A 20,561-nucleotide genomic window follows, 5' to 3' on the forward strand; every position below is an offset into this window, starting at 1 on the left:
GCCACGGGCCGCCTGAGGCACCCTGTTGGGCTTCGCGAACGCGTGCCGTACTCGGGCCTGAACCGGAAAGCCCCCGGCCGGCGGTGTAGGTTCTGCTCGTGTGCTGGGAGCGGTTGGCCGGGAAGAGCTCCTCCCGCTCCAGGAAGCCAACCTGGCCCGGACATTACGCGCTCCGTCCCACCGTGGGGCTGAGATACCCACAGATCTTCGACCGGAATGAGCACCTAGGGGAGACTTGATCCCGTCTCAGAAGTTATCTTGACTACCCGCAAGCCGGAGGAAACACCTTCATGGATCAGCCGCACAACGCCGGCAGTGCACCTCCTCAGTCCGAAGAGCCTGTTTCTGGCAACGAGCCCGCTGAGACGTCCGACAAGTCTCAGCCCGTCATCCGGACTACCCCGGAGCGGGACGAACTCGCCGCCTCGATGCAGGGCTACTTCGGACGGCGCAGGCGGGTCCAAGCCCGGGTGCGCGACGGCGTCGTGGAGCCGCAGACCGACATCGGGATCCTGTTCGCGGCCCAGACCGCCGACGCCTTCGGCACCACCTCGCCCACCTTCGCGACCCGCTGCATGAACCAGCTCGTCGGCGTCCTGAAGCGGGAAGATGGCACGGCCGAGCAGGCCCTCAACGCCGGCCTCGCGGTCGTGTCCGGGGTCGACCCCGAGAACGAGACGGAGGCGATGTTGGCCGTGCAGATGGCCGGCACCCACGATGCCGCCATGTCGATGCTCGCACGGGCGGCGCAGAGCACGAACCCCCGGGTGATGGAGGCGTGCGGCAACCTCGCCGTGAAGCTCCTGCGGACCTACACCGCCCAGATGGAGACGCTGTCCAAGCTGCGGCGCGGCGGGGAGCAGATGGTGCGGGTCGAGCACGTGCACGTCTATCCCGGCGGCCAAGCCATCGTCGGCGCCGTCGCCGCCCCGGGGGTGGGGGGTCTCTCGAAAATGGACGTCAAGCTCATGCACTCGCTGGACCGGCAGCCCTCGCCCTTTCGGATGGCGCCCCGATGCTGCGCGAGGACCCGCCGTGGGACGGAGTGCCAGTCGCCCGCTGTGAGGGGGAAGCGGCGGTGCCGGATCCACGGCGGCGCGGCCAGAAGCGGCGCCCCGCGAGGTGAGCGGAACGGCCGCTACGTCCATGGCCTTCGCACGGCCGAGATGAAGGAGCTCAGGGCACGGCTGCGGGATGCGCGAGCCGTCCTGGCGATGTTCGATTGAGGAGTCGGAGCGGGCTTGGCGCCGTTGCAGCGTGACATGGCATCAACCGTGACTGCACCGGCCGGTGCTGGTCGCACTACGGGATCCACCTTCCAGCGTCCGGGTACGCCTGGCGGGCCAGGGTCGCCATATCCTTCAGCGCCTGGATATTCGCGAAAAGTGCGTTCTTGTCGCCGAGCAGTTTCGTGAAGAGAACGCGGGTTCCCTCAATCCGACTGAGATCACTTTGAAGTGCAGAGCACGCACGACCGCTCCCCTTACTAATAACATCTGCAAAATATACTGTTGTTAGAATGTGTCCGCTTATGCCGCATATCTCGAAAAAATACAGCAGCGGATTTTTGCCGCTTCTCATAAGATCACAGAATATACTAACAACCGATCTGCGCGCCTCCCGGCAAGCCGTGCCGAGATCTGGAAAATCAAGCCCGATCTGATCGATGTCACGACCATCCTGAGAAATTATGTTGAAAAAGAAGGTTGGCACGTGGCGTCCCCACTTCACGCGATCGTGAGGAACGACGCGCGTCCGATCTGGATGCATGCTCGACATCTGCAAAGCTTTGGCCTTTTGGGGCAAAGAAGGCCGCACGGGATGTAGCGGCCGGGATGGCGGTGGCGTTCATCGTCGCTCCCCCCGGCAGGCCGGCGAGGCCGGCCCATGCTTCTGCGAGGACGGCCGCGCCGTGTCGGCCTTGCTGGGGTCGAGAGTGCAGATCCCGTCGAGGATCGCAGTTGCAGGCTTCAGGACCGCCCGCTTGGGCGAGGGGTTGGCCCTGGCGGCGAATAGCAGCCTCGTAGGCGGCGTTAGCGGGTCCAGAGGTAGGGAAGGACTCGGCAGCATCCCGAAGGGCGCTGGCGCCCCCCTAAAGGCCGGGACGGGATCGTGGGACGGTAAGCCCGGCAAGGGCCTAACCTTCCGCCGGGCGTTCGTGCGTCTGGACGCTGCGGCCGGGCCGTCAGGCCGGATCCCAGTTCGGCTGATCAGCGGACAGGGAAGTCGAGAAGTCCGCCAGCCGCATCGGCTCGCCGCCCGGCGGGGTGATAAAAACCTCGCCACACCCTCACGCTCCAGGACGCGCCCGCTCTCAACCGCCGCTTCCGCGGTTTCGCGTCGAACCGAGAGCCGGCCGGTCGGGGTCTGGATCGTGACCGTGAACGTGCTCATCGAACCTCGGACGCAGAAGGGCTGTCGTGACGGCATAAACGGCGGATCGAGCGTCCGTCCCGCGCGACCTGAGGGGGGCGTGCGACGGCCGGGCTGACAGGTCAGGATCAGCCCGGCCGCGCCTTCGCCCACACCGATACGCAACGCGGGTGAGCGGTCTCAGATTTCGGAGGCGGCGACCCGACAGACTCTGCGAACGGGTTATTGTCGGGCCGCCGCTATGGCCGAGCAGGATGGGGGCATCGGCTCGGCTACGGTCAGCCTGCCGCAGGATGGTTGACGAAGTGCTGCCGACGGGGCCACTCGGAGACGAGTGCTCGCAGAGCCTGCAGGCGGGCCAGCCCCGGCGTTGCCGTACCCGCTGCCCATCGACCCCTGCCGTGTGAAATCGGACCATGCCGCTCACCGACGACGACCGTGCTGCTGGCAGGGCGACCCGGACCGCCAAGGCCAATGCCCGCGCCGCTCAGGTAAGCGCCGTCATCGCTGAGATCCGTGCGTCCGGCATCACATCGGCCGGCGGCATCGCCCGCGCTTTAACCGAACGCGGCATCCCGAAGGCCCGTGGCTCAACAGTATGGAGGACATCCGATGTCCAGCGGATCCTCGCGCGACTAGATGTTGAGGTGGGCGACCCGGCAACTCTGCGAACGGGTTGAGGCCGGGCCGCCGCAGCCATTCGGCTCTCGCCGTGGCCTGGTACTATCAATAGTGACGACTACGAGCAGGAGCAACTCGACCGCGCCGTCGAGAGAGATCCAGCATCTGGGATGGTGCCGGTACTGCTCATAGGGGCTCCTCTCGCCAGCCGGGAACGGTGGCCGCCTGCATGGAGAACGACCCGGCGGTTTCGACGAACCGGACTCGGTGAGACCCTCGGCTTGGTAGCCGAGGAACAGCAGCCTTCTCAGGTAGCGGCTGAGTTGCTCCGGTGGCACCGCGATTGCGCAACGGTGAGGAGGCCGACGCCCCTGTCTCGAAACGAGGTAGAAACACATGCAAGAGCGCCGAAATGCTCCGCGCGATCGGACCTTCCTGTGGGGGAGTATCGCCTTCAACGATCTTACCTTCGACTGCCTGATCCCGAACAGGTCTCGCGATGGTGCAAAGCTGATCGTGAATGAGACGGTCTTTCTCCCGCGCGAGTTCGATCTGACGTTCAAGCGAGAGAAGCGGACGCGGCGCGTCCGCCTGACATGGCGACGGCGCGACGAGGCCGGGGTGGCTTTCACGGCGCCCGCGCGCGAACCGCGCATCATCGCCGTCGACGCAAACGGCTACATCGTTCCGTCTGCAGCCATCGACTGACAGGTCCGTCATGCAGCGTTTCCACCGCGAGCCGCGGCCTCAAGCTCGGCGAGTTCGATGGCCCGCAGGACGGCCGGCGCTGCGGGTTCGCATGCTGAAGCGTCACGAGCGGAGCAATAATCGACGCAATCGCGCTGTAACGGCTCAGCTTTAGAGGTCCGCGTCATGAACGGTCGTCGACGACCGCGAAAGGGGGATCTGCTCATGCTGGACGTCATCAGGATCATCGCGGCGGCTGCCGTTCTCGTCGTCTGGAGCCACGTTGCCCCCGCTCTCGCCACGACCCATACCGCTGCCCCGCGGACCGAGCCAGCAACTGACGTGCCGTTCGCGGCGGAGATGACCTGCCCCCTACGGGCGTGGCCGTACATCGGCTGAGCGGCCCTGCTCTCGAAGGGCGACGGCTATGCTCGCTCTCACCGTTCTGGCCGGCGTCGCTCCTATTCATATTCGGCGCAACACCTCACGCATGAACGCTAAATTCACGCCTGGAGGTTTGTCAGCATTACTAGCTAATTCAGATGATAAAGTTTCTAAGCCACGATTTACAAATGCTTGTCGCTCTGCGGACGCATTCTGCAACTCAGAACTCGCGTATCTAAGAAGAAACTCAAGTATAAGCTCCTTGTCTAGTTTAAGTTCTACTAAGCGCTTCGCGTCTAGCTCAGAATTTCTTATAATTTTTTCAATCGACCACGCGGCTGCTCTGGCAGATCCATAATTATCAGTATGTTCGTCTTTTATAAAGTAAATCTGATCACATACTTTATTTGCTATATCAACAATGCTTATAGCCTCCTCGTGAACTAATTTTCCAATTAGAGTTCCTGCTGGTAATTTTATGAGCTTCTTGGATATGCTGGAAATTGGAAACAGATCCAGCAATACATCTAATATCTGCTCAGCAAGTTTTTTTCTTTCTTCTTTCATGGCACCCCTCCAATTCCAACATTCTGCCCAAGGTTAAACATGTTGTTGAATATGCAAAATCGTTGATCGGTGAGTGCGGGGCAAGTGGTGGCTCAGGCTCGCATAAAATACCGTCTCTTCGGCCGTCGAGTCGCACAGTGAAGCGCTGTCTGCCCCGGGAAGCTCCCCCGGAAGGAGGCCGCCACGGCGGCGAGGACAGTCGCGCGGCGGCGTCGGCTTGATCTTCGTAGCTTCATGATTCAGCCATGTCCGTCTCCTCGAGAGCCGAGCCGCTGCCGGTCGACGCCCCAGGCTCGGTGACTGAGCCCGATCCACGCGTTCGGGGTGCCGCGGATGCGGGCGACGGGGAAGCCGAGCGCCAGGGCGGCCGCGATGAACATGCCGTTCCCGACGTAGCCGCCCAATACGCGCTCGACCTCGTGCTTCCACTCGTAGCTGCTGCGATGGCGCGAGGGCCGGGCGAGGCAATAGCTGCACAGGTAGCTCAAGAAGTGGGCCGAGCGGACGAACGCGTCGACGTGGCAGGACACTGTCATCGCCTCCCGCTCGCGCGCCAGCTTCTCCTGCGGCCAGCGCCCCGCCTGACGACGTCGACGACATCAATGGGGCCCTGTTCGGGTCGCGCCAGGGCGCGTCGGGATGTAGGGGCAAGACGGGCGTTGCGAGAATGCGGGCGCGCAGGTCGAGCGGCGTCATGGCAGGGGCTCCGTGAGAGGTGCGACGGTCATTCGGCCGCCTCAGGCGCGCGGGAGGGGCGCCCTGCCGCCTGTCGGGCGTGGGCGGGCACGATCACTGTCCGAAGCTCCAGATCGGCACGCCGCGCGGCCGATGCGGGTTGCGGCGATAGATCAAATGCCCGAAGCGGACCTCCGTCGCCGTGAGCTCGACAGCCCGACCTCCCGTCGTGAGCACGAGGCCGCCACAGTGGTCGGCGCGGATGATGCCGACACGGGGGTGCACGCCGAACAATTCGGGCGTGGTCCAGCCCAGTTCTTCGGCCTGCTCGCCGAACCTGTCGAGGAAGTCGGCAGCACGGTCATAGGCCCGTGGCCAGTCACCGAGCCCGTAGTCTTGGCAGGGGTCAGGCTTGCGATGAGCAAATCCAATCTGGCTGTCGCCGCGCTCATAGCCCGGACAGGGCGCGTGGTCGGGGCTGAGGAGGGCGAAGCCCGCCCGCCAGAGCGCGAGCCCGTCACCAGCTGGCAGAAAACCTCCCGGCCTGACCTCGGCCCAGGCCAGCGCCTCCCTTTGGGAGAGATCGCCATTGTAATCCGCGATAACGGCGGCCGCCTTGGACGTCGCAAGCCAGTCAGCAGGGGCGGTCGGCTCGCCTCTCCCTGCCTGCAGCACCCCCGCCACACGCGTCGCCACACCCGACGAGGTGTGGCGCCAGTCTCCACTTTCAGAAGTCTGGGTGTGGCAAGGTGTGGCTGGTGTGGCACGTTGATATGTAAGGGTTTTTCGCCCTGGCCGACCGTGTGGCGTAAGGTGTGGCGCGGTGTTGCCGGCCAGGGTGGCGGCGCCCGCCACACCTGCCACACCTGATTTAGCGCTTGAGAGGGAAGCGCCGATTTCGCCCAGCAGGTCGAGGAGGTCAGCGCCCATCATCGCCTCCCTCGAACAGGTCCGCGGTGATGACGTAGACCCGCTGGCCCGCCTTGTAGGGCGTGCGTTCGGAGCGCTGCATCTTGCCCTGCGGATCGCGCTTGAGCATGCCGCGATCCGCCAGAAACCGAGCAGTCGCTACCGGATCGAGGCCGGCGCACACCTCGGCCTTCCAAGACTCGGGCAGGACGAGCCACTCCCGTTCGCTGCCCTTTCCGCGCCGCCAGCCCATGCGGTTGGAGACCGGCCTATCGTCATCGTCATCGTCATCGTCATCATCGTGGTCGTCCATCGGTTCGAACCGGCTCTCGCCGTGCGCCTCCATGCAGCGCCGCACTTGCGCGATCGCCTCGCGCACCTCCGCGGGCTCGGACCCACCACGAGCAGCGATCCAGTTGGCGAGCGCCTTCGCGGCGGCTGCGGCGGCCTCGCCCTTCTCCCAGGGCACGATGCCGAACATTGATGCCAACTCGCCGGCTGCAGCGATGAGGCCGAGGCGGGACGCGGCGCGCCTGACCTGACCGTCGGCATCGGGCGGGAGTTGCTCAGCCACGAACTGGTCGACGATCTTTCTGACGTCGCGCGCCATCTTCTCGTGGCCTTCCGCGAAGAGTGCCCGCACGAAGGCGGGACCCGCGGTGCCATAAGCACCGACAGCCGCGTCCTTGATTGCGTCGGCGAGGCGGGCTGGATCTCCTTCCTCACCCGCGTGATCGAAGGTGCCGAAGCCCTGTCCCGCATCGGCCGGGATGTCGAGGAGGCGTACCGCCTGACCCGCATAGGCCCGGCGATGGCGGTCCTCGCTGATCTTGGCGGGCATCGGGATCTCGCCCGTCGAGAGCGTCAACACCCGCCACGTCATCGGGCTGCGGATCGAGCCGTCCCGTGCGGAGCGGCCTTTCCCCACGCCGGAGGCGAGCTGGTACACGGCGGCTGCCGCGTCGCGCCCCTCGGCCACACCGATCTCGTCCAAGCACAGCAAGGTGTCTGTCACGATCGCGGCGGTGGCTTCCTGCGCGTTCGCCGTGGCGCGCCAGGATCGAACGAAGCCCGGGTCGGTCGAGCCACGCCCCCAGACGCTCGCGGCCGCTCGCAGCGCTGTCGTCTTACCCTTGCTCGACTGGCCATAGAGGTTGATGCCGCCGCCTTCGCCGCCAACGAGGTGCACGAGCGGACCGGCCAGGGCCGTGGAGATCGCCAGCATCAGCCGGCTGTGCCCGGCCGAGAGCTGACCGACACCACCCCGCCAGTCATCGAGCGTGCCACGCGAGGAGTACGGCGCGGCGGCGCCGCCGGCCAGCACCACCGTCTCGCGCGCTGGCTGCCCGATGACCTGCTCGGGCAGCACGAAGACGTTCTGGTCCGCGACTGTGTGCCAACCCGTGCGGGTCACGGTGGTGACCCTGGCGTCCACCCTCACCCGGTTGAGATAGTCGGCGAGGTGCTGTCGCCCGTTGCGGGCCACGGTCAGACCGCGGATAGCGAGCTCGGCTGCGAGCGCGCCCGGCTCGGCGTGGAGCGCCGCGTCGGAGACGGGGTACTCGTGGCGGCGCCCGTCCGGATCCCGCCAGCGCAACCAGCGCGCCCAGCCGTGTCCCTGCGGGTCCCGGGCACGCCCGATCACCTCGAAGGACCCTGCGCACCAGATCTCCTCGATGGTGCGTTTCTCACCCCGGCCTTTTGGGACTTCGACGGTCAGCCCGTCCGAGTTCATGTGGAAGTTGTCGAACGAGATGTAGGCCGGCGCCGGTTCGATCTGCCCGACGTGGGAGAGGACTGTCTCGTGCAAGCGCTGCGGCTCCCAGCCCTCGGCCAGAGCATCTGCCACATCCCACCCTTCGGGAACTTCGCGCGCGCCGCCGGCAGGAACACGAGCCGCAAGCGCTCGTGCATCCACGAGCGTAATGGTGCCGGCGCCAATCGCGTCCAGCTCCGCCATGACCTCGCGGGCGTATCCGTCACCCGGCTTGTCGCAATCCGGCCAGACTAGCACCGGCCGGCCCGCGAGCGGGCGCCAGTCGGCCGTGCGCGCCGCCATGGCGCCGCCGCTGGAGGTGATCACGACCGAGTGCTCGAACACCTTGCGGGCAGCGTCGGCGGCCTTCTCGCCCTCGACCACGACCACGCTGGCGTGCGGCTTGGCCGCGAGCAGATCCAAGCCGTAGAGCGGTCGCGGCTTGGGCCAGGACTTCCAGCGCCAGCGCGGGCCGCCATTCTCGCGCCAGAGTGTCAGCGGGCAGAACTCCTTACGGCCGCCCTCGCGGTCGAAGCGCAGCACGTGGCCGATTAGCCGGCCCCCGGCATCATGGTAGGCCCAGGTGCTCGACGGCGCGCCGAAGCTGGGGTGCCGGAGCGATGGTGTTGGGGTGCCGCCCGGCACGGGCATGACGATCTGACCGGCTTCGTGCTGCCGGTTGCTGTCGTCGCTGTCGCTCTGCTCCAGGTCCGGCGGGAGCGCGAGATCGCGCGCGAGGTCGTCGAGGGAGGCCATTAGAGTGGCTCCAAGTTCAGGGAGAGGAAGGTCGCGAGGTGCCGGGCGGCATCGATCTGCCGGACGCCGTAGCGCCACGCGACGAGCGAGATCAGGTCGCCACCACGGTCCCCGGTGGCGAAGTCGGCCCAGCGGCCGGTGCGCAGGTTCACCTTGAACGAGCCGGGCCGGGTGTCGGCCCGCCTCGGGTTCAAGACGACGTACTCCGTGCCGACCACCTTGCCGCCGGGCAGGATTCGGCGGCAGATGGCTTCGGCATTGGTGAGCGCCGCGGCGGCGATGGACTTGAAGTTGAGACGCGCACTCATGCGCGTCTCGCGTTCATGAGGAACTCCAGATCCTGAAGAGCTTGGGCGAGCTCCCGGCTGATGTTCTGGCGCTGCACGCTGCCCTGGATCTGGATTTCGGCCGGTACTTGCTTTATGTTGGAGAGGTCAGCTGATCTACAGACACTTTCCAGAGCCCCCGCCGTTGCCTCGGCGGGGGTTTCGATGTTTTGGGGCACGGCCAGTTACGCTCCCCGCCGCTCGAGGGCGGGGAGGCGGTCGAGCCAGTTATGCAGGTCATCCGCGGTGATGAGGGTGCGCCGACCGAGCTTCTTGGCCTTGAGGCGCTGGGCAGCGATCTCGGCGTAGATGGTGGTGCGGCCGGCCCCAGAGATCTGGACGACCTCCGCGATGGTGTGCGCGCGCTTCTCGGACATGTGAGTGCTCCTGAACGTGGCCGGGCAATCCGGCGTTCAGGAGCACGGTAGTGGACTGCCTCAGCACACCTGTGAGGACGCGCCCAGAAATCAAGTTTCCTCGTCGAGCTCGTTGGTGTGGTCGGGCTCGTCGGCTCTCAGAACAGCACGAAACTCTTCCACACACGCGCGAACCCGCCGTGGGGTGACACGAACTCCGAACTCCTTGGATGCCTCCTCAGCAAGGGCCTTAAGTACATCGTTCCGAAAGCGATAAGGGCGTTTAGGGATGAGCCCAACCCTTCTTGCGCCTCCAAACACATTGTGAATTTGGTCCTGCAAATCCAGATAAGCCTCATCTATGGTATGATCACCGTCGCCAATACCCACCCCCTCGATTCTCCTCTTGAGATAAGTTTGATATTTAGCGGAGCCCTTTTTTGCCATGACATAGCTATCGATTGTCTCTGAACATTCGTGGACCTTTTCAAGTACTCCGCCCTCACCGTACAGTTTGTCGTTTGTCTTTTGGTTTTTCAGATCAAATACGCGGCGCTCGTAGCGGGTAAAAAGCGTAAATCTTTGATCAATATCCAAAATCTCTTTGCGACCCGCGCCCTCTCTTCTGCCGCCATGGCCCATGTCACACCCCTCCACCACAGTAGAGCTCCCACTCCTCCATCAGCTTGCGGCGCTTTTCCAGCGCATCACCGCGCCTGTAGGCTCGTTCGGTCGCATCCCCAACCACGTGTGCCAGCGCCGTTTCGGCGATCTCGCGCGGGTACGACGTGCGCTCACCCGCCCAGTCCCGGAACGAAGAGCGGAAGCCATGGACGGTGTACGGCACCTGCATTCGCCGCAGCAGCATCTCCATCGCCATCACCGAGAGAGGACGGTCCCGCTTCTGGCCGGGGAAGACGTACTCGCCTGTCCGCACCGCCTCCACGTGGTCCAGGATCTCCAGCGCGCGAGAGGTGAGGGGAACCCGGTGCTCCCGACCTGCCTTCATCCGCTCTGCCGGAACGATCCAGACCTTCGCTTTGCGATCGATCTCGCCCCAGCAGGCCCCCAGCACCTCTCCTGACCGCGACGCGTTCAGGATGCAGAACTCAAGGGCGAGTGCTGCGACAGCCTCGCGCTCTCGCAGGGCCCCGAGGAACGCCGGCACGTCCTCGAACGGCATGGCCGCGTGGTGCCCGCGCATGAGCTTGCGGCGAGCGGGCAACAGTTTGTCGAGGTGGCCGCGCCAGCGCGCCGGGTTCTCGCCCGTGCGCAGGCCCTTCGCCTTGGCGGCGTCCAGAACGCGCTCGATCCGTCCCCGCAGCCGCGAGGCAGTCTCGCTCTTAGCCTGCCAGATCGGCTCCAGCACCGCGAGCAAATCGTCGGTGCCAATCGCCTCGACCGGCATGGAGCGCAGCGGCGCGGCGTAGTTGGTGAGCGTCATGGCCCACTGTGCCCGATGCTTCTCATTCCGGAAGCCAGGCGACAGGTCCGCCACGACCTTGTCGGCGAAGGCGCCGAAGGTGACGAGGGCCGCCTCATCCGATTTAGCAGCCCGCCGCTGCTCTATCGGGTTGCGTCCTGACTTGACGAGCCGGCGCGCCTCAGATGCAGCTTCACGCGCCTCGGCGAGTGACACGGTTGAGACGCCACCCAGGCCCATCTCCTTCAGCTTGCCTTGCCAGCGAAACAGGAAGAGCCAGCGCTTGGCGCCGCTGGGGTCAACGATGAGGTAGAGCCCGTCACCGTCTGCGTGGCGGCCGGGCTTGGTGATGGTTGCGACTGAGCGGGCGCTCAGCCTTTTCACTGGACGGGCCACCCCAACTCACCCCAACATTCACCCCAACGCGTGACACGGATTGTAGCGAACAGGGGCGGACGTTGGAAGACAAGCTGGGAGACAAGCCACTGATTTTTCAGGCTCTCGTGAACGATGCTGGACGTCGATGAACCATAGTATGGCGGACTCCGTCTCCGCCAAGCCTCAAGCGCAAGGCTTTGAACGAAGGTGTTTTTCGGTGCGCTGACCCGAATTGTCACCTGAATCAACGGCACGGTGCCGACGCTCCCGCCTGCCAGCGCCCTGGACCGCGGCCTCCTGGCACGCCGTCGGAATAGCCACCGTCGAACCAAGCCGCTGCGCGGCGACGCGGCTCGCTGACCACCTCTCAAGGAAGCGGATGTTCCACACCCTCGGGGCCGGGCCGCTGATCGCAGCGGCCCGGACCTGAACGCCCCGCGCCCCAGCCCTCCGCAGGGCGCGCCCGTGCCCCGCCGGCAGAAAGCCACCTCGCACAGATCGCGGCATCGGCCTCCGCCATGCTGCACCGAGATCCAAAGCGCGCGGCCGAGCCGCCGCGGCCGGTCGGCCGTCGGTTCACCGAAGCGTGTTCGGCCGCCCGGGTCGGCGCCGCGCGCTCCCGCTCTAGATGCTCGGCGCCATGCAACCATGCCGAGAGGAATGCTCCGCATGATGCCGACCCGCCGTGCCGTGCTCGCCGGAGCGGCCGCCTGCCTCGCGCCGGCGGTGGGCCGCGCCGAGGCCGCGCCGCTGCTGCGGCGGCCGATCCCCGCGACGGGCGAAGCGGTGCCGGTGATCGGGATCGGCACGTCGCGCCGCTACGACGTCGCACCGTTGCCCGACGCCGTGGCCCCCTTGCGCGAGGCCGTGAGCCGCTTCGTCGATCTCGGTGGGCGGGTGATCGACACCGCGCCGGATTACGGCCGGGCGGAGGAGGTGCTGGGCGTCATCCTCTCGGAGGAGACGCTTCGCGACAAGGTGTTCCTCTGCAGCAAGGTGGCGGCGGAGGGAACCGAGGCGGGGCGCGCCCAGATCGCGCGCTCGTTCCGGCGGATGCGCACCGAGACCATGGATCTGATCGCGGTGCACAACCTCATCGACGCGGACACGCAGCTCGCGGAGCTGCGGCGGCTCAAGGACGCCGGGCGCATCCGCTACCTCGGCGCGACGACCTGGGTCGAGCGCCAGTACGGCGACCTGGAGGCCCTGATGCGGCGCGAGCGCCTCGACGTGATCCAGGTCAACTACGCCATCGACGCGCGCCAGGCCGCCGAGCGCATCCTGCCGCTCGCGCGCGACCGGGGCGTCGCCGTGATGGTCAACGTGCCCTTCGGCCGCGAGCGGCTCTTCTCCCTGGTGCGCGGCCGTGAGCTGCCCGCCTTCGCGGCCGAGTGCGACTGCGCGTCCTGGGCGCAGTTCTTCCTCAAATACGTCCTCTCGCACGAGGCGGTGACCTGCCCGGTGCCGGGCATGGCGCAGGCCCGCTACGTCGAGGACAACCTCGGGGCCGCGCGCGGCCGCCTTCCTGACGCAGCGCAACGCCGCACGATGGAGGAGTTCATCGATGGCCTCTGACCCGAACCGTCGCGCCGTGCTCACGCTTGCCGCGGTCGGCGCGCTCGCGGGCGCGCTGCCGGCCCGCGGCCAGCCGCAGAAGATGCCGGTCGGGGTGATCGGGGCGGGCAACATCGGCAGCACCATCGGAGGATTGTGGATCAAGGCGGGGCACCCGGTGCTCTTCGCCTCGCGCCACCCGGAGGAACTGGCGGATCTCGTGAAGGAGCAGGGGCCGCAGGCCAAGGCCGGCACCGTCGCGGAGGCGCTCGCCTTCGGCGGGGCGGTGCTGCTCGCCGTGCCCTACAAGGCCTATCCGGACCTCGGGCGGGACTACGCGCGGGCCCTCGCGGGCAAGATCGTGCTCGACGCCGGCGATGCCACGCGGGCGCGCGACGGCGATCTCGCGGCGGAGGCCGAGGAGCGGGGCATCGGGGCGACCTCGGCGAAGTACCTCCCCGGGGCGCGGATCGTGCGGGCGTTCAACGCGGCGAACTCCAAGGTCTTTCGAACGAACGCCCACCGCTCCGGCGGACTCATGGCTGTGCCGCTCGCCGGCGACGACGCCGAGGCCGTGGCGGTGGCCGAGGGTCTCGTGCGCGATGCCGGCTTCGACCCCGTGGTGGTCGGCCCGCTCGACGCGGCCAAGCGCTTCGCGATGGGGAGCCCGGGCTTCGGCCTCGACGTCACCGCCGCCGAGGCGCGCAAGGCCTTCGGACTCGTCCCGTGAGGAGGGACGCGACACCCGCGACGAGCGGCCTCGGCGCGCAGGCGCCGGGCTGGCTGCGGCGGCTGATCGACGTGCGCCCCGGGGAGACGTCGGCCCTGGCCTGGTCCTGGCTCTACATCTTCTCGATCCTGTCCTCGTACTACGTGATGCGGCCGATCCGCGACCAGATGGGCCTCGCAGGCGGGCTGGAGAACCTGCCCTGGCTGTTCACCGCGACGCTGCTCGGCATGCTGACGCTCAACGTGCCCTTCGCGTGGCTGGTGCGCACCCTGCCGCGCGCGCGCTTCGTGCCCCTCACCTACCGCTTCTTCGCCCTCAACATCCTCCTGTTCGCGGGCGCCATCGCGCGCGCGGAGGGCGAGCAGGTGGTGTGGATCGGGCGGGCCTTCTTCGTCTGGCTGTCGGTCTTCAACCTGTTCGTCGTCTCGATCTTCTGGGCGACGATCGTGGACGTGTTCGACACCGAGCAGGGCAAGCGGCTGTTCGGCTTCATCGCGGCGGGCGCGACGCTCGGGGCCATCGCGGGCTCGGCGTTCACGGCGGTGCTGGCGCGGGACGTGCCGACCGCCGTGCTCCTCCTGGCTGCGGCCCTCCTCCTGGAGGTCGCGGTGTTCAGCATGCGCGGGCTCGCGCGGCTCTCGGACGCGCTGCACCGGCGGTCGGGCGCCGGCACGCAGGCCATCGGCGGCAGCGTGACGGCGGGCATGACCCGCGCGCTGCGCTCGCCCTACCTCCTGGCGATCAGCCTGATCCTGCTGCTCTACTCCATCACCTCGACCTTCCTGTACTTCGAGCAGGCGGGGATCGCCAAGCGCAGCTTTCCCGACCGCGGGGCGCAGACCGCCTTCTTCGCCAGCGTCGACTTGGCGGCGAATGCGCTGACGCTGGGCATCCAGTTCTTCCTCACCGGGCGCATCGTGCGCCGGATCGGGGTTGGTCCGACGCTCGCCATCCTGCCGACCGTGACGCTCATCGGCTTCGCGGTGCTGGCGCTGGCCCCCACGATCGCCGCCGTGGTGGTCTTCAACGTGCTGCGGCGCGCCGCGAACTTCGCGGTCGCCAAGCCCACGCGCGAGGTGCTGTTCACCGTCCTCGACCGGGAGGACCGCTACAAGGCCAAGAGCTTCATCGACACGGTGGTCTACCGGCTCGGCGACCAGGTCGGCGCGTGGTCGTACGACCTGACAGGTCTCGCCGGCCTCAGCCCCGCAGCGCTGCCGCTCATCGCGGTTCCGCTCTCCCTGATCTGGCTCGGTGCCGGACTCTGGCTCGGGCAGCGGCAGGAGACGCTGGCGCGCAGGCGGGATGCCGTGGAGCCTCGCTGACGGAGGAGGATGGTCTCTTCGCCAGAAGCGGTCTCGGCATATGATGCCGGCCATGACATATTCCGCCCTTAGGTCCCCCGAGCCCAACTCATGAAGGGAGCAAAGTGTGAGAGATTGACACGATCTAATTCATACCGGCGCGCCTTCGACGTGATCCGCTCAACAGAAAGTCGCTATGCCAGCGTGCCAAACTCTGACCGCATGCACGCTCAGGCTTCATCCGTGACGGACGGCGAAGCCGGTGAGGAACCCATACGAAATCCGCATTGCGAAGCAATCATTCGGATTTCGTATCACGGGCTTCGGCACGGCCGGGCACGAGGACGCCGGTTCCTTTCGCCTCAAGCTGGAGCTCACCATCACCTCTTCGCGAATTCCGTGAAGACGTAGTCTCTCTTCTCCACGATGGTGTGGCACGCGAACCCGCACTTGGCGTCGTTCGCCTGCGGCGGCTGGTTCTCCAGGGTGCCGGGCGAGAAGGTCTCGCTCGCAGCGTCGTATTCGAACACGGCGTATCCCCACCCGCCGCTATCCGCGAACCGCTTGCTGTCCTTCACCATGAAATCCACATCGTGCTGGGTGCCCGGCACCGTCGTGTCCGGAAAGTACTGCTGCCTCGCTGGGTTCCAATGAACCTTCGCCATCTTGGAACCGTCCGGGAAGGGCTTCCCGTTTCCTGGGATGCCGGTCCGGTAGGCGTCGATCATCACGGGATTGGCGAGGATCACCGCGACCAGTTTGTCGCTGTGGCTGGTTGAGACGACCTGCCAGCCCTCGTATCCCCTGAACTCGGAGAACGAGAGCCCGCCCGGGACGCTCACGCCGTACTTGTCCTGCTGGGCAAGGGCCAGGCCGCCCAAGGCAGCGATCGCCGAGCCAAACACGACGATTGAAGCCAATCGAAGGCTGACGCAAGAAAGCAAATTCCACTTGAGCATCGCTTCCTCCTCGCAGAGGTGTCGCAAACAGGATTATCACTCGCCCGCGGCAAGAATGACCGTAGACCGACTTACAAAGATCCGCACGCTACGAATCGTGATCCAAAACACGCGATCATTGATTTGATTTCGGGCTGGATCAAGCTGATCACGAAGCACGCCAACGGTTACGAGGCGTGCTTCGTCGTGGCGGAATAGCTGGGTTGCTGACTGATCCGGGATCCGCTTGATCCAAGCGGATCCCGTATCCCAAGCCCGCGCGGCGCCCGAGCGAAGCCGACATCCGCATGGCCGAAATGCGAGATGGCGAAGCAATCAACCGGATGTCGTATGACGCATACCGTACGCAACGCCAGCCATGAGAGTCACCCCTCGCGCTCGTCGTCCGCATCTGCATGCCACGGTGATCTCACCATGAGGATTGCTGCCCTCAGATGCAAACAAGATGTTCTGCATGCGGGAGAAAGAAAATATTGAGCGTGCTCACGCCTCGCGATCTCGCCGGGCTTCTGCGATTAGCCAGTCGTGGAATAACGCGACGGGCTCCCTGTCCGCGTCCTCGCGCCGACGGAGGGCGTAGTAGCCGAGTTCCGATCCGAGGCGCGCGCCGAACGGGCGAAACAAGCGCCTCTCCTCAAGCTCGGCTCGGACAAGGGCGCTCCGGGCGAGCGCGACGCCGCAGCCCGCGACGGCGGCCTGGATCGCTGCACCGGGATCATCGAGATGCAGCCCGCGCCCCGTATCGATACCGCCGATGCCTGCGCGCTGGAGCCAGGCGCGCCACGTCAAGGACGTGCCTCTCGCCGCTGCCGAGACGTCGTGGATGAGCGGAAAGCGGTTTAACTCATCGGCACATCGTGGCGGCCGGTAACCGGCAACCTGATTGGGATTGCAGACGGGAAAGCACCCCTCCCGCAGCAGAAGAGTCGACTGGAACCCGGGCGAGGGCTCTGCGCCGAACCAGACGCAGATGTCGAGCCTGCCGGCAGCCAGTTCCCCGAACCGGCAGTTCGTACCGATGTGCAGATCGTAGTCCGGATGATCGTGGCGGAAGCGCTGTACCCGGGGCAGCAGCCACTTGTCTGCGAACGCTGACGGCACGGCGACGCGAATGGCAGCGGAAGCGCTACCCGTCCTCAGCCGCTCGATGACGACTGCCAGGTGGTAGAAGCCGGCCTGCAGATCCGGAATAGCGGACTGGGCAAGGTCGGTGAGTTCGAGCCTAGCCGGACCTGACCGCGAACGGCGGAACAGCTTTACACCGAGCGTCTCCTCCAGGCCGCGGACGAGCTGACTGACGGCAGCGGGCGTCACACCCAACTCGTCCCCAGCGGCGACGTAGCTGAGATGCCGGGCGGCAGCCTCGAAGGTGCGCAGCGCATTCAGGTGATTTGGTGTTCTCATCGCGGTTCGGCCTGCCACCGCTACGGCGTGGTCGCGGCATCCGTGAGAGAGTGCCAGCCGTGAAGCGGCTCCGCTATTCACGGCCTGCGCGTCGCTATTCCGCGACTGACGATCGCTGCCCTGCCTGCGTGAGCTCTCCCGATGCGGCTCGCGATCGGGCTTGGCTGCGGCGATAGTCACCGGGCGGCAGGCCCACGGCGCTGCGGAACGCCCTCGAGAAGTTGGATTGCGAAGAGAAGCCGGCAGCCAGGGCGATCTCGCCGATCGGCCGGAGGCCATCGGCCAGCATCCGCTTCGCTGATTCGAGCCGCATCCGGCTTACGAACGCGTGCGGCGCGTGCCCGGTCGTTGCCTTGAATGCGCGCGCGAAATGGGCCTGACTCATGCAGGCGACTGATGACAATTCCGCTACGGTGAAGTTCTGATCAAGGCGGGCTCCGATGAACTCTAAAACGCGCGACATTCGCCGGCTGTCGATCGGCTTAGCCTCGGACGAAAATCCTATCGCCCGCGTCGAAAGTTCCGAATAGCGGTTAACGAGATATGCCGAAAGTGACCGGGCGAGCGACTCGACCAGCAGGCGTCCGGCGGAGGTTTCTGCCTGCAGCTCGCGGTTGATCGCGAATGCAATCTGCTCGATGAACGGATCGTAGGCGATTGCTTCATAGCGAAGCCCCGCACGAGCAGGATCGATATTGAGATCCTGCAGCACGCACTCCGCGAACGGATCGGGCGGCAGGAAGATGTGCAGACAATCGTGGAGCGGCTGCTCGAAGTCGATGCGTTCTTCCCGGATACCGGCCGGGCAGAGCCAGACGGTCCCGGAATGACCGGGAGTCCTCTGCCGCAACCCAGCCCCCTCGCGGTACACGAGGGAACGGCCGCTGAGCAGAACCGCGACCTCGGTTTCCCGGGGAAGCAGCGAGGGCAGGGCACCAGCCTCATGATCCCAGCGCTCGGCCAGGACGCTCGTCCAGCCGCGACCGGACGACGTCCCCAACCGTCTGCCCGTCACGTACTTGAACGCGGTGTGTCCCTGAAGCTCCATCGCAAGCACTGCCCAGAACGCCCAGGTTACCTGAACGTAACCCGAATCACCTATCCCGGCAACGGAGTGCGCGGGGGCGCAGGGAGCCGCCTCGATGCACACGCACACGGCAATTGCGCAAGCGCCACGGATCTTTCGCTTGCGAGCACGCGGGCCAGAATGATGGGCAGCGGTGACTCTATTCCGTGCGAGCGGTTCTCAGCCCGTCGGCGGCTTGGTCCTGGTCAGCGGCGCAGGTCGGACCCGGCCGGGAGCACCAGCCAGCACCGCCGGGGGGCGCGCACCTTGTCACATCCGGCACCGGAAGGAGGACGCCGGAGCGGCGGAAACAACCCAGATCCTGATCCTGTTCGCCGATGGTGTGCGCATAGCTCATTCCGTAAGGATTGAAGCCCTCCTTTCTCCCTTCCTTCCATGCAGCTTTCAGCTCGGGCGTACCGATATCCCGATCGGGCCGGCGCGTTCCCTGAACGTAACGAGGCGGCAGTAACCGACTTCGCGCTCACGACGACGCTGAACCAAGCCCTCGTGCCGCCGGCGGTCCTCGGGGCAGAAACCGCCGCGGCTGAGAACCGGGATCATCGGGTGCTGCCCTTGCAGGTCGGACAGCTTCCGACGCTTGCCGGTATGGTCCGCCGGTTCATCGTCGGGGAAGCTCGCTCCGGGAACCATGTCGGGTCGCATGACGGAACTCCTCTGCGCCGAGATCGCCCGGATCGTCTCCGCCGCCAGGATCGACGTCTTCGTGCTCAGTACGGCGGCTGCTTGCGTTGCCGCTGCATCTTGGCCGCTTCGACCCACCACGTGAGATCGTCGGCGAAGCGCGGGAACGCAGCGTCGAGGGCCCGGCCGCCCTCGCCGGTCGGTTCGCCCTCGGGCGACAAGGTTGATCCGATGGGACCGACCGCGATCGTGCTCGATATGACGATCATCCCCATCTCGGAGAGCGTGCCGTGCCAGGCGGTCGCCGCCCGCGCGCCGGACAGACGGCCGGCCGAGTAGCTCGCGATCGCTGCAGGACGCCAGAACCACTCCTCCAGGAAGTGGTCGGTCAGGTTCTTCAATCCGGGCTGGACGCCCCAGTTGTACTCGCCGGTCACGAACACGAACCCGTCGGCGCCGCGAATCTTCTGCGCCAGCTGCTCGAGGCCGTCGGGAGCTTCGCCCTTCGGGTACTCCTTGTACATCCGGTCGAGCATCGGGAGATTGATGGCCTTGGCGTCGATCAGCTCGACCTCGTCCCCGCGGCGGCGCAGCCGCTCGACCAGGAACTCCGCCAGTCGGATCCCCGTCCGGTCGGACCGGTAGGAGCCGTAGAAGACAAGAATTCGGTTGCTCATCCCAGTCACTCGGCGGCCGGCTTCCGGCAGCGTGCGGGTCGTCGGCCGCCGACGATCCGTCGCTGATGATGAAACTCCAGCATGCGGCGCCTCGTGCGGCAACGGCCTGCCGGCTTGCCCGCCGGCAATGGACCGGGCGTACCGGTCGGGCCAATCCTCATCGTGCGCGCCGGTCCGCGTCTCGTGCGCGCCGTGCGCCGCAGCCGCGCGGCGGAGCGCCGCCGCGGGATCGGCGCCCGAGGAGAAGGTCGTGCCGGCCTCCACCCGGCCCGGGAGTCGCTCGGTGACGTCCTGGAGCAGCCGGCCGTTGCCGTCCGGATCATCCGACATCCGACGGATTGCTCCGCAATGCGGATGTCGGCTTCGCTCAAGCGCCGCGCGGACCTGTCACACGCTGTCCGGACGTGATCGTCCGGACAGCGTGTGACTGAACGAGGCGTGCGCGCGGTCGCTGCGTTGCCCGGGGTCCGCCGCCGACCCGGCCGCGCCCGAACAGGCAGGGCTCGTCCGTGCCCGTGCGCGCGTTGTCCGCACCGTGAAACCTCTGGCTGACCTCGACACCGCGACGGCGCAGATCCTGGCGAGCCGCCTCGACGTCGGAGACGACGCGGTACGATCCCCTGGCGGAGCCGGGTGCGGCGGCCGTGAGGTTCGCGCCGAGGATGACCGAGGCGCCGGAGCCGGGCGGCGTGAACGGGACCGCGTACCAGCCGTCGCCGGAGGCGAAGTCTGCATCCGGCCGCCAGCCCAGGCCGGGGTAGAACGGCTGGGCACGGTCGACATCCGACACAGGGATGACGACGCCTACGAGCCGCATGTCCGCGGCCCGAATCGGCGCGGGATCGGTCTTGGTCGTCGGAGTCCTGCTCCCACGTCAGGATGTCGGGTCCGTGGCGGCATCGCGCCGTGCGGGAGCGGAATGAACGGCCAAACCCCTCCTGGCCAAGCCCCTCCTGGCCAATCCCCTCCTGGCCAATCCCCTCCAGGCCAATCCCCTCCTAGCCAAGCCTC

At 66.4% G+C, this 20,561-nt stretch carries 23 protein-coding genes and 1 pseudogene; 7 read left to right on the top strand and 17 right to left on the bottom strand.

All coding sequences use genetic code 11. From position 1 onward, the window contains the following. Positions 1–290: 290 nt before the first annotated feature. Positions 291–1,226: an HGGxSTG domain-containing protein gene (locus MET2598_RS42955; RefSeq protein WP_236728771.1), complete on the top strand. Its 936-nt coding sequence runs from the start codon at positions 291–293 to the stop codon at positions 1,224–1,226. A gap of 76 nt (positions 1,227–1,302) precedes the next feature. Here the strand turns inward: MET2598_RS42955 and MET2598_RS41400 are convergent, their stop codons facing one another. After that, a complete protein-coding gene (locus MET2598_RS41400; RefSeq protein WP_157182227.1) occupies positions 1,303–1,713 on the bottom strand; it encodes a DUF6894 family protein in 411 nt (136 codons plus the stop codon). Between the two features lie 1,076 nt (positions 1,714–2,789). Between MET2598_RS41400 and MET2598_RS39615 the strand changes: the two genes are divergently transcribed. The 3 genes from MET2598_RS39615 (at position 2,790) to MET2598_RS42260 (ending at position 4,080) form a co-directional block, all read left to right on the top strand. Further along, entirely contained in the window at positions 2,790–3,053 is a 264-nt protein-coding gene (locus MET2598_RS39615) for a recombinase family protein (protein ID WP_084673898.1), read from the top strand. 337 nt (positions 3,054–3,390) lie between these two features. After that, positions 3,391–3,702 carry a PilZ domain-containing protein gene (locus tag MET2598_RS0121080; RefSeq protein WP_018262247.1) on the top strand — a complete coding sequence of 104 codons (312 nt, stop codon included), beginning with the start codon at positions 3,391–3,393 and terminating at the stop codon, positions 3,700–3,702. Positions 3,703–3,906: 204 nt separating this feature from the next. Then, entirely contained in the window at positions 3,907–4,080 is a 174-nt protein-coding gene (locus MET2598_RS42260; protein WP_018262248.1) for a hypothetical protein, read from the top strand. A 66-nt stretch (positions 4,081–4,146) separates the two neighbouring features. Here MET2598_RS42260 and MET2598_RS41405 read toward each other — a convergent pair whose 3' ends face one another. From MET2598_RS41405 to MET2598_RS0121115, 9 genes are all read right to left on the bottom strand, one after another. Continuing rightward, on the bottom strand, positions 4,147–4,632 hold the full coding sequence (locus MET2598_RS41405; RefSeq protein ID WP_157182228.1) for a hypothetical protein: 486 nt from the start codon (positions 4,630–4,632) through the stop codon (positions 4,147–4,149). 239 nt (positions 4,633–4,871) lie between these two features. Further along, a complete protein-coding gene (locus MET2598_RS0121090) occupies positions 4,872–5,168 on the bottom strand; it encodes a hypothetical protein (RefSeq protein WP_018262249.1) in 297 nt (98 codons plus the stop codon). 253 nt (positions 5,169–5,421) lie between these two features. Then, positions 5,422–6,237: a hypothetical protein gene (locus MET2598_RS38210; RefSeq protein ID WP_157182229.1), complete on the bottom strand. Its 816-nt coding sequence runs from the start codon at positions 6,235–6,237 to the stop codon at positions 5,422–5,424. After that, positions 6,227–8,728: a DUF927 domain-containing protein gene (locus MET2598_RS0121100; RefSeq protein ID WP_018262251.1), complete on the bottom strand. Its 2,502-nt coding sequence runs from the start codon at positions 8,726–8,728 to the stop codon at positions 6,227–6,229. The genes MET2598_RS38210 and MET2598_RS0121100 overlap by 11 nt, the downstream gene beginning before the upstream one ends. Then, the gene (locus MET2598_RS0121105; protein WP_018262252.1) at positions 8,728–9,036 is read right to left on the bottom strand and encodes a hypothetical protein; all 309 of its coding nucleotides are present in this window, start codon (positions 9,034–9,036) and stop codon (positions 8,728–8,730) included. The genes MET2598_RS0121100 and MET2598_RS0121105 overlap by 1 nt, the downstream gene beginning before the upstream one ends. Next, on the bottom strand, positions 9,033–9,233 hold the full coding sequence (locus MET2598_RS41410) for a hypothetical protein (RefSeq protein ID WP_157182230.1): 201 nt from the start codon (positions 9,231–9,233) through the stop codon (positions 9,033–9,035). The genes MET2598_RS0121105 and MET2598_RS41410 overlap by 4 nt, the downstream gene beginning before the upstream one ends. Before the next feature lie 6 nt (positions 9,234–9,239). Then, on the bottom strand, positions 9,240–9,431 hold the full coding sequence (locus tag MET2598_RS0121110; RefSeq protein WP_018262253.1) for a helix-turn-helix domain-containing protein: 192 nt from the start codon (positions 9,429–9,431) through the stop codon (positions 9,240–9,242). Positions 9,432–9,521: 90 nt separating this feature from the next. Next, complete coding sequence (locus tag MET2598_RS41415) at positions 9,522–10,052, bottom strand: hypothetical protein (protein ID WP_157182231.1); 531 nt, start codon at positions 10,050–10,052, stop codon at positions 9,522–9,524. Position 10,053: 1 nt separating this feature from the next. Beyond that, entirely contained in the window at positions 10,054–11,229 is a 1,176-nt protein-coding gene (locus MET2598_RS0121115) for a tyrosine-type recombinase/integrase (RefSeq protein WP_036270466.1), read from the bottom strand. A gap of 651 nt (positions 11,230–11,880) precedes the next feature. Between MET2598_RS0121115 and MET2598_RS0121120 the strand changes: the two genes are divergently transcribed. From MET2598_RS0121120 to MET2598_RS0121130, 3 genes are read left to right on the top strand one after another with little or no spacing between them, the layout of a single operon-like run. Beyond that, complete coding sequence (locus tag MET2598_RS0121120; RefSeq protein WP_026190852.1) at positions 11,881–12,786, top strand: aldo/keto reductase; 906 nt, start codon at positions 11,881–11,883, stop codon at positions 12,784–12,786. After that, positions 12,776–13,495 carry an NADPH-dependent F420 reductase gene (locus tag MET2598_RS0121125; protein ID WP_018262255.1) on the top strand — a complete coding sequence of 240 codons (720 nt, stop codon included), beginning with the start codon at positions 12,776–12,778 and terminating at the stop codon, positions 13,493–13,495. Before MET2598_RS0121120 ends, MET2598_RS0121125 begins: the two co-directional genes overlap by 11 nt. Next, positions 13,492–14,820, top strand: coding sequence for an Npt1/Npt2 family nucleotide transporter (locus MET2598_RS0121130; protein ID WP_018262256.1), 1,329 nt, complete (start codon positions 13,492–13,494; stop codon positions 14,818–14,820). The genes MET2598_RS0121125 and MET2598_RS0121130 overlap by 4 nt, the downstream gene beginning before the upstream one ends. Before the next feature lie 359 nt (positions 14,821–15,179). On the opposite strand, the gene MET2598_RS0121135 is transcribed toward MET2598_RS0121130, so the two are convergent. The 7 genes and pseudogenes from MET2598_RS0121135 to MET2598_RS43845 form a co-directional block, all read right to left on the bottom strand. Next, a complete protein-coding gene (locus MET2598_RS0121135; protein WP_018262257.1) occupies positions 15,180–15,758 on the bottom strand; it encodes a cytochrome P460 family protein in 579 nt (192 codons plus the stop codon). 483 nt (positions 15,759–16,241) lie between these two features. Next, positions 16,242–17,162 carry a LysR substrate-binding domain-containing protein gene (locus tag MET2598_RS0121140; protein WP_012331299.1) on the bottom strand — a complete coding sequence of 307 codons (921 nt, stop codon included), beginning with the start codon at positions 17,160–17,162 and terminating at the stop codon, positions 16,242–16,244. A gap of 94 nt (positions 17,163–17,256) precedes the next feature. Then, a complete protein-coding gene (locus tag MET2598_RS0121145) occupies positions 17,257–18,210 on the bottom strand; it encodes an AraC family transcriptional regulator (protein WP_051086593.1) in 954 nt (317 codons plus the stop codon). A gap of 423 nt (positions 18,211–18,633) precedes the next feature. Then, positions 18,634–18,894, bottom strand: coding sequence for a hypothetical protein (locus MET2598_RS0121150; RefSeq protein WP_012331297.1), 261 nt, complete (start codon positions 18,892–18,894; stop codon positions 18,634–18,636). A gap of 65 nt (positions 18,895–18,959) precedes the next feature. Then, a complete protein-coding gene (locus tag MET2598_RS0121155) occupies positions 18,960–19,550 on the bottom strand; it encodes an NADPH-dependent FMN reductase (RefSeq protein WP_018262259.1) in 591 nt (196 codons plus the stop codon). Positions 19,551–19,643: 93 nt separating this feature from the next. Next, positions 19,644–19,871, bottom strand: a pseudogene (locus MET2598_RS43840) (VOC family protein); the annotation flags it as partial. 46 nt (positions 19,872–19,917) lie between these two features. Next, positions 19,918–20,367: a hypothetical protein gene (locus MET2598_RS43845; protein WP_063824142.1), complete on the bottom strand. Its 450-nt coding sequence runs from the start codon at positions 20,365–20,367 to the stop codon at positions 19,918–19,920. Positions 20,368–20,561 lie beyond the last annotated feature (194 nt).

The organism is Methylobacterium sp. WSM2598 (assembly GCF_000379105.1).
Lineage (GTDB): Bacteria > Pseudomonadota > Alphaproteobacteria > Rhizobiales > Beijerinckiaceae > Methylobacterium.

Coding starts and splice junctions, on each gene's coding strand:
- MET2598_RS0121155 (WP_018262259.1), bottom strand. CDS start 19,550: ATGAGCAACCGAATTCTTGTCTTCTACGGCTCCTACCGGTCCGACCGG.
- MET2598_RS42955 (WP_236728771.1), top strand. CDS start 291: ATGGATCAGCCGCACAACGCCGGCAGTGCACCTCCTCAGTCCGAAGAG.
- MET2598_RS39615 (WP_084673898.1), top strand. CDS start 2,790: ATGCCGCTCACCGACGACGACCGTGCTGCTGGCAGGGCGACCCGGACC.
- MET2598_RS0121125 (WP_018262255.1), top strand. CDS start 12,776: ATGGCCTCTGACCCGAACCGTCGCGCCGTGCTCACGCTTGCCGCGGTC.
- MET2598_RS41405 (WP_157182228.1), bottom strand. CDS start 4,632: ATGAAAGAAGAAAGAAAAAAACTTGCTGAGCAGATATTAGATGTATTG.
- MET2598_RS0121105 (WP_018262252.1), bottom strand. CDS start 9,036: ATGAGTGCGCGTCTCAACTTCAAGTCCATCGCCGCCGCGGCGCTCACC.
- MET2598_RS0121080 (WP_018262247.1), top strand. CDS start 3,391: ATGCAAGAGCGCCGAAATGCTCCGCGCGATCGGACCTTCCTGTGGGGG.
- MET2598_RS0121145 (WP_051086593.1), bottom strand. CDS start 18,210: ATGGAGCTTCAGGGACACACCGCGTTCAAGTACGTGACGGGCAGACGG.
- MET2598_RS0121120 (WP_026190852.1), top strand. CDS start 11,881: ATGATGCCGACCCGCCGTGCCGTGCTCGCCGGAGCGGCCGCCTGCCTC.
- MET2598_RS0121110 (WP_018262253.1), bottom strand. CDS start 9,431: ATGTCCGAGAAGCGCGCGCACACCATCGCGGAGGTCGTCCAGATCTCT.
- MET2598_RS0121135 (WP_018262257.1), bottom strand. CDS start 15,758: ATGCTCAAGTGGAATTTGCTTTCTTGCGTCAGCCTTCGATTGGCTTCA.
- MET2598_RS0121150 (WP_012331297.1), bottom strand. CDS start 18,894: ATGCGACCCGACATGGTTCCCGGAGCGAGCTTCCCCGACGATGAACCG.
- MET2598_RS43845 (WP_063824142.1), bottom strand. CDS start 20,367: ATGCGGCTCGTAGGCGTCGTCATCCCTGTGTCGGATGTCGACCGTGCC.
- MET2598_RS0121140 (WP_012331299.1), bottom strand. CDS start 17,162: ATGAGAACACCAAATCACCTGAATGCGCTGCGCACCTTCGAGGCTGCC.
- MET2598_RS0121100 (WP_018262251.1), bottom strand. CDS start 8,728: ATGGCCTCCCTCGACGACCTCGCGCGCGATCTCGCGCTCCCGCCGGAC.
- MET2598_RS41415 (WP_157182231.1), bottom strand. CDS start 10,052: ATGGGCCATGGCGGCAGAAGAGAGGGCGCGGGTCGCAAAGAGATTTTG.
- MET2598_RS0121090 (WP_018262249.1), bottom strand. CDS start 5,168: ATGACAGTGTCCTGCCACGTCGACGCGTTCGTCCGCTCGGCCCACTTC.
- MET2598_RS38210 (WP_157182229.1), bottom strand. CDS start 6,237: ATGGGCGCTGACCTCCTCGACCTGCTGGGCGAAATCGGCGCTTCCCTC.
- MET2598_RS42260 (WP_018262248.1), top strand. CDS start 3,907: ATGCTGGACGTCATCAGGATCATCGCGGCGGCTGCCGTTCTCGTCGTC.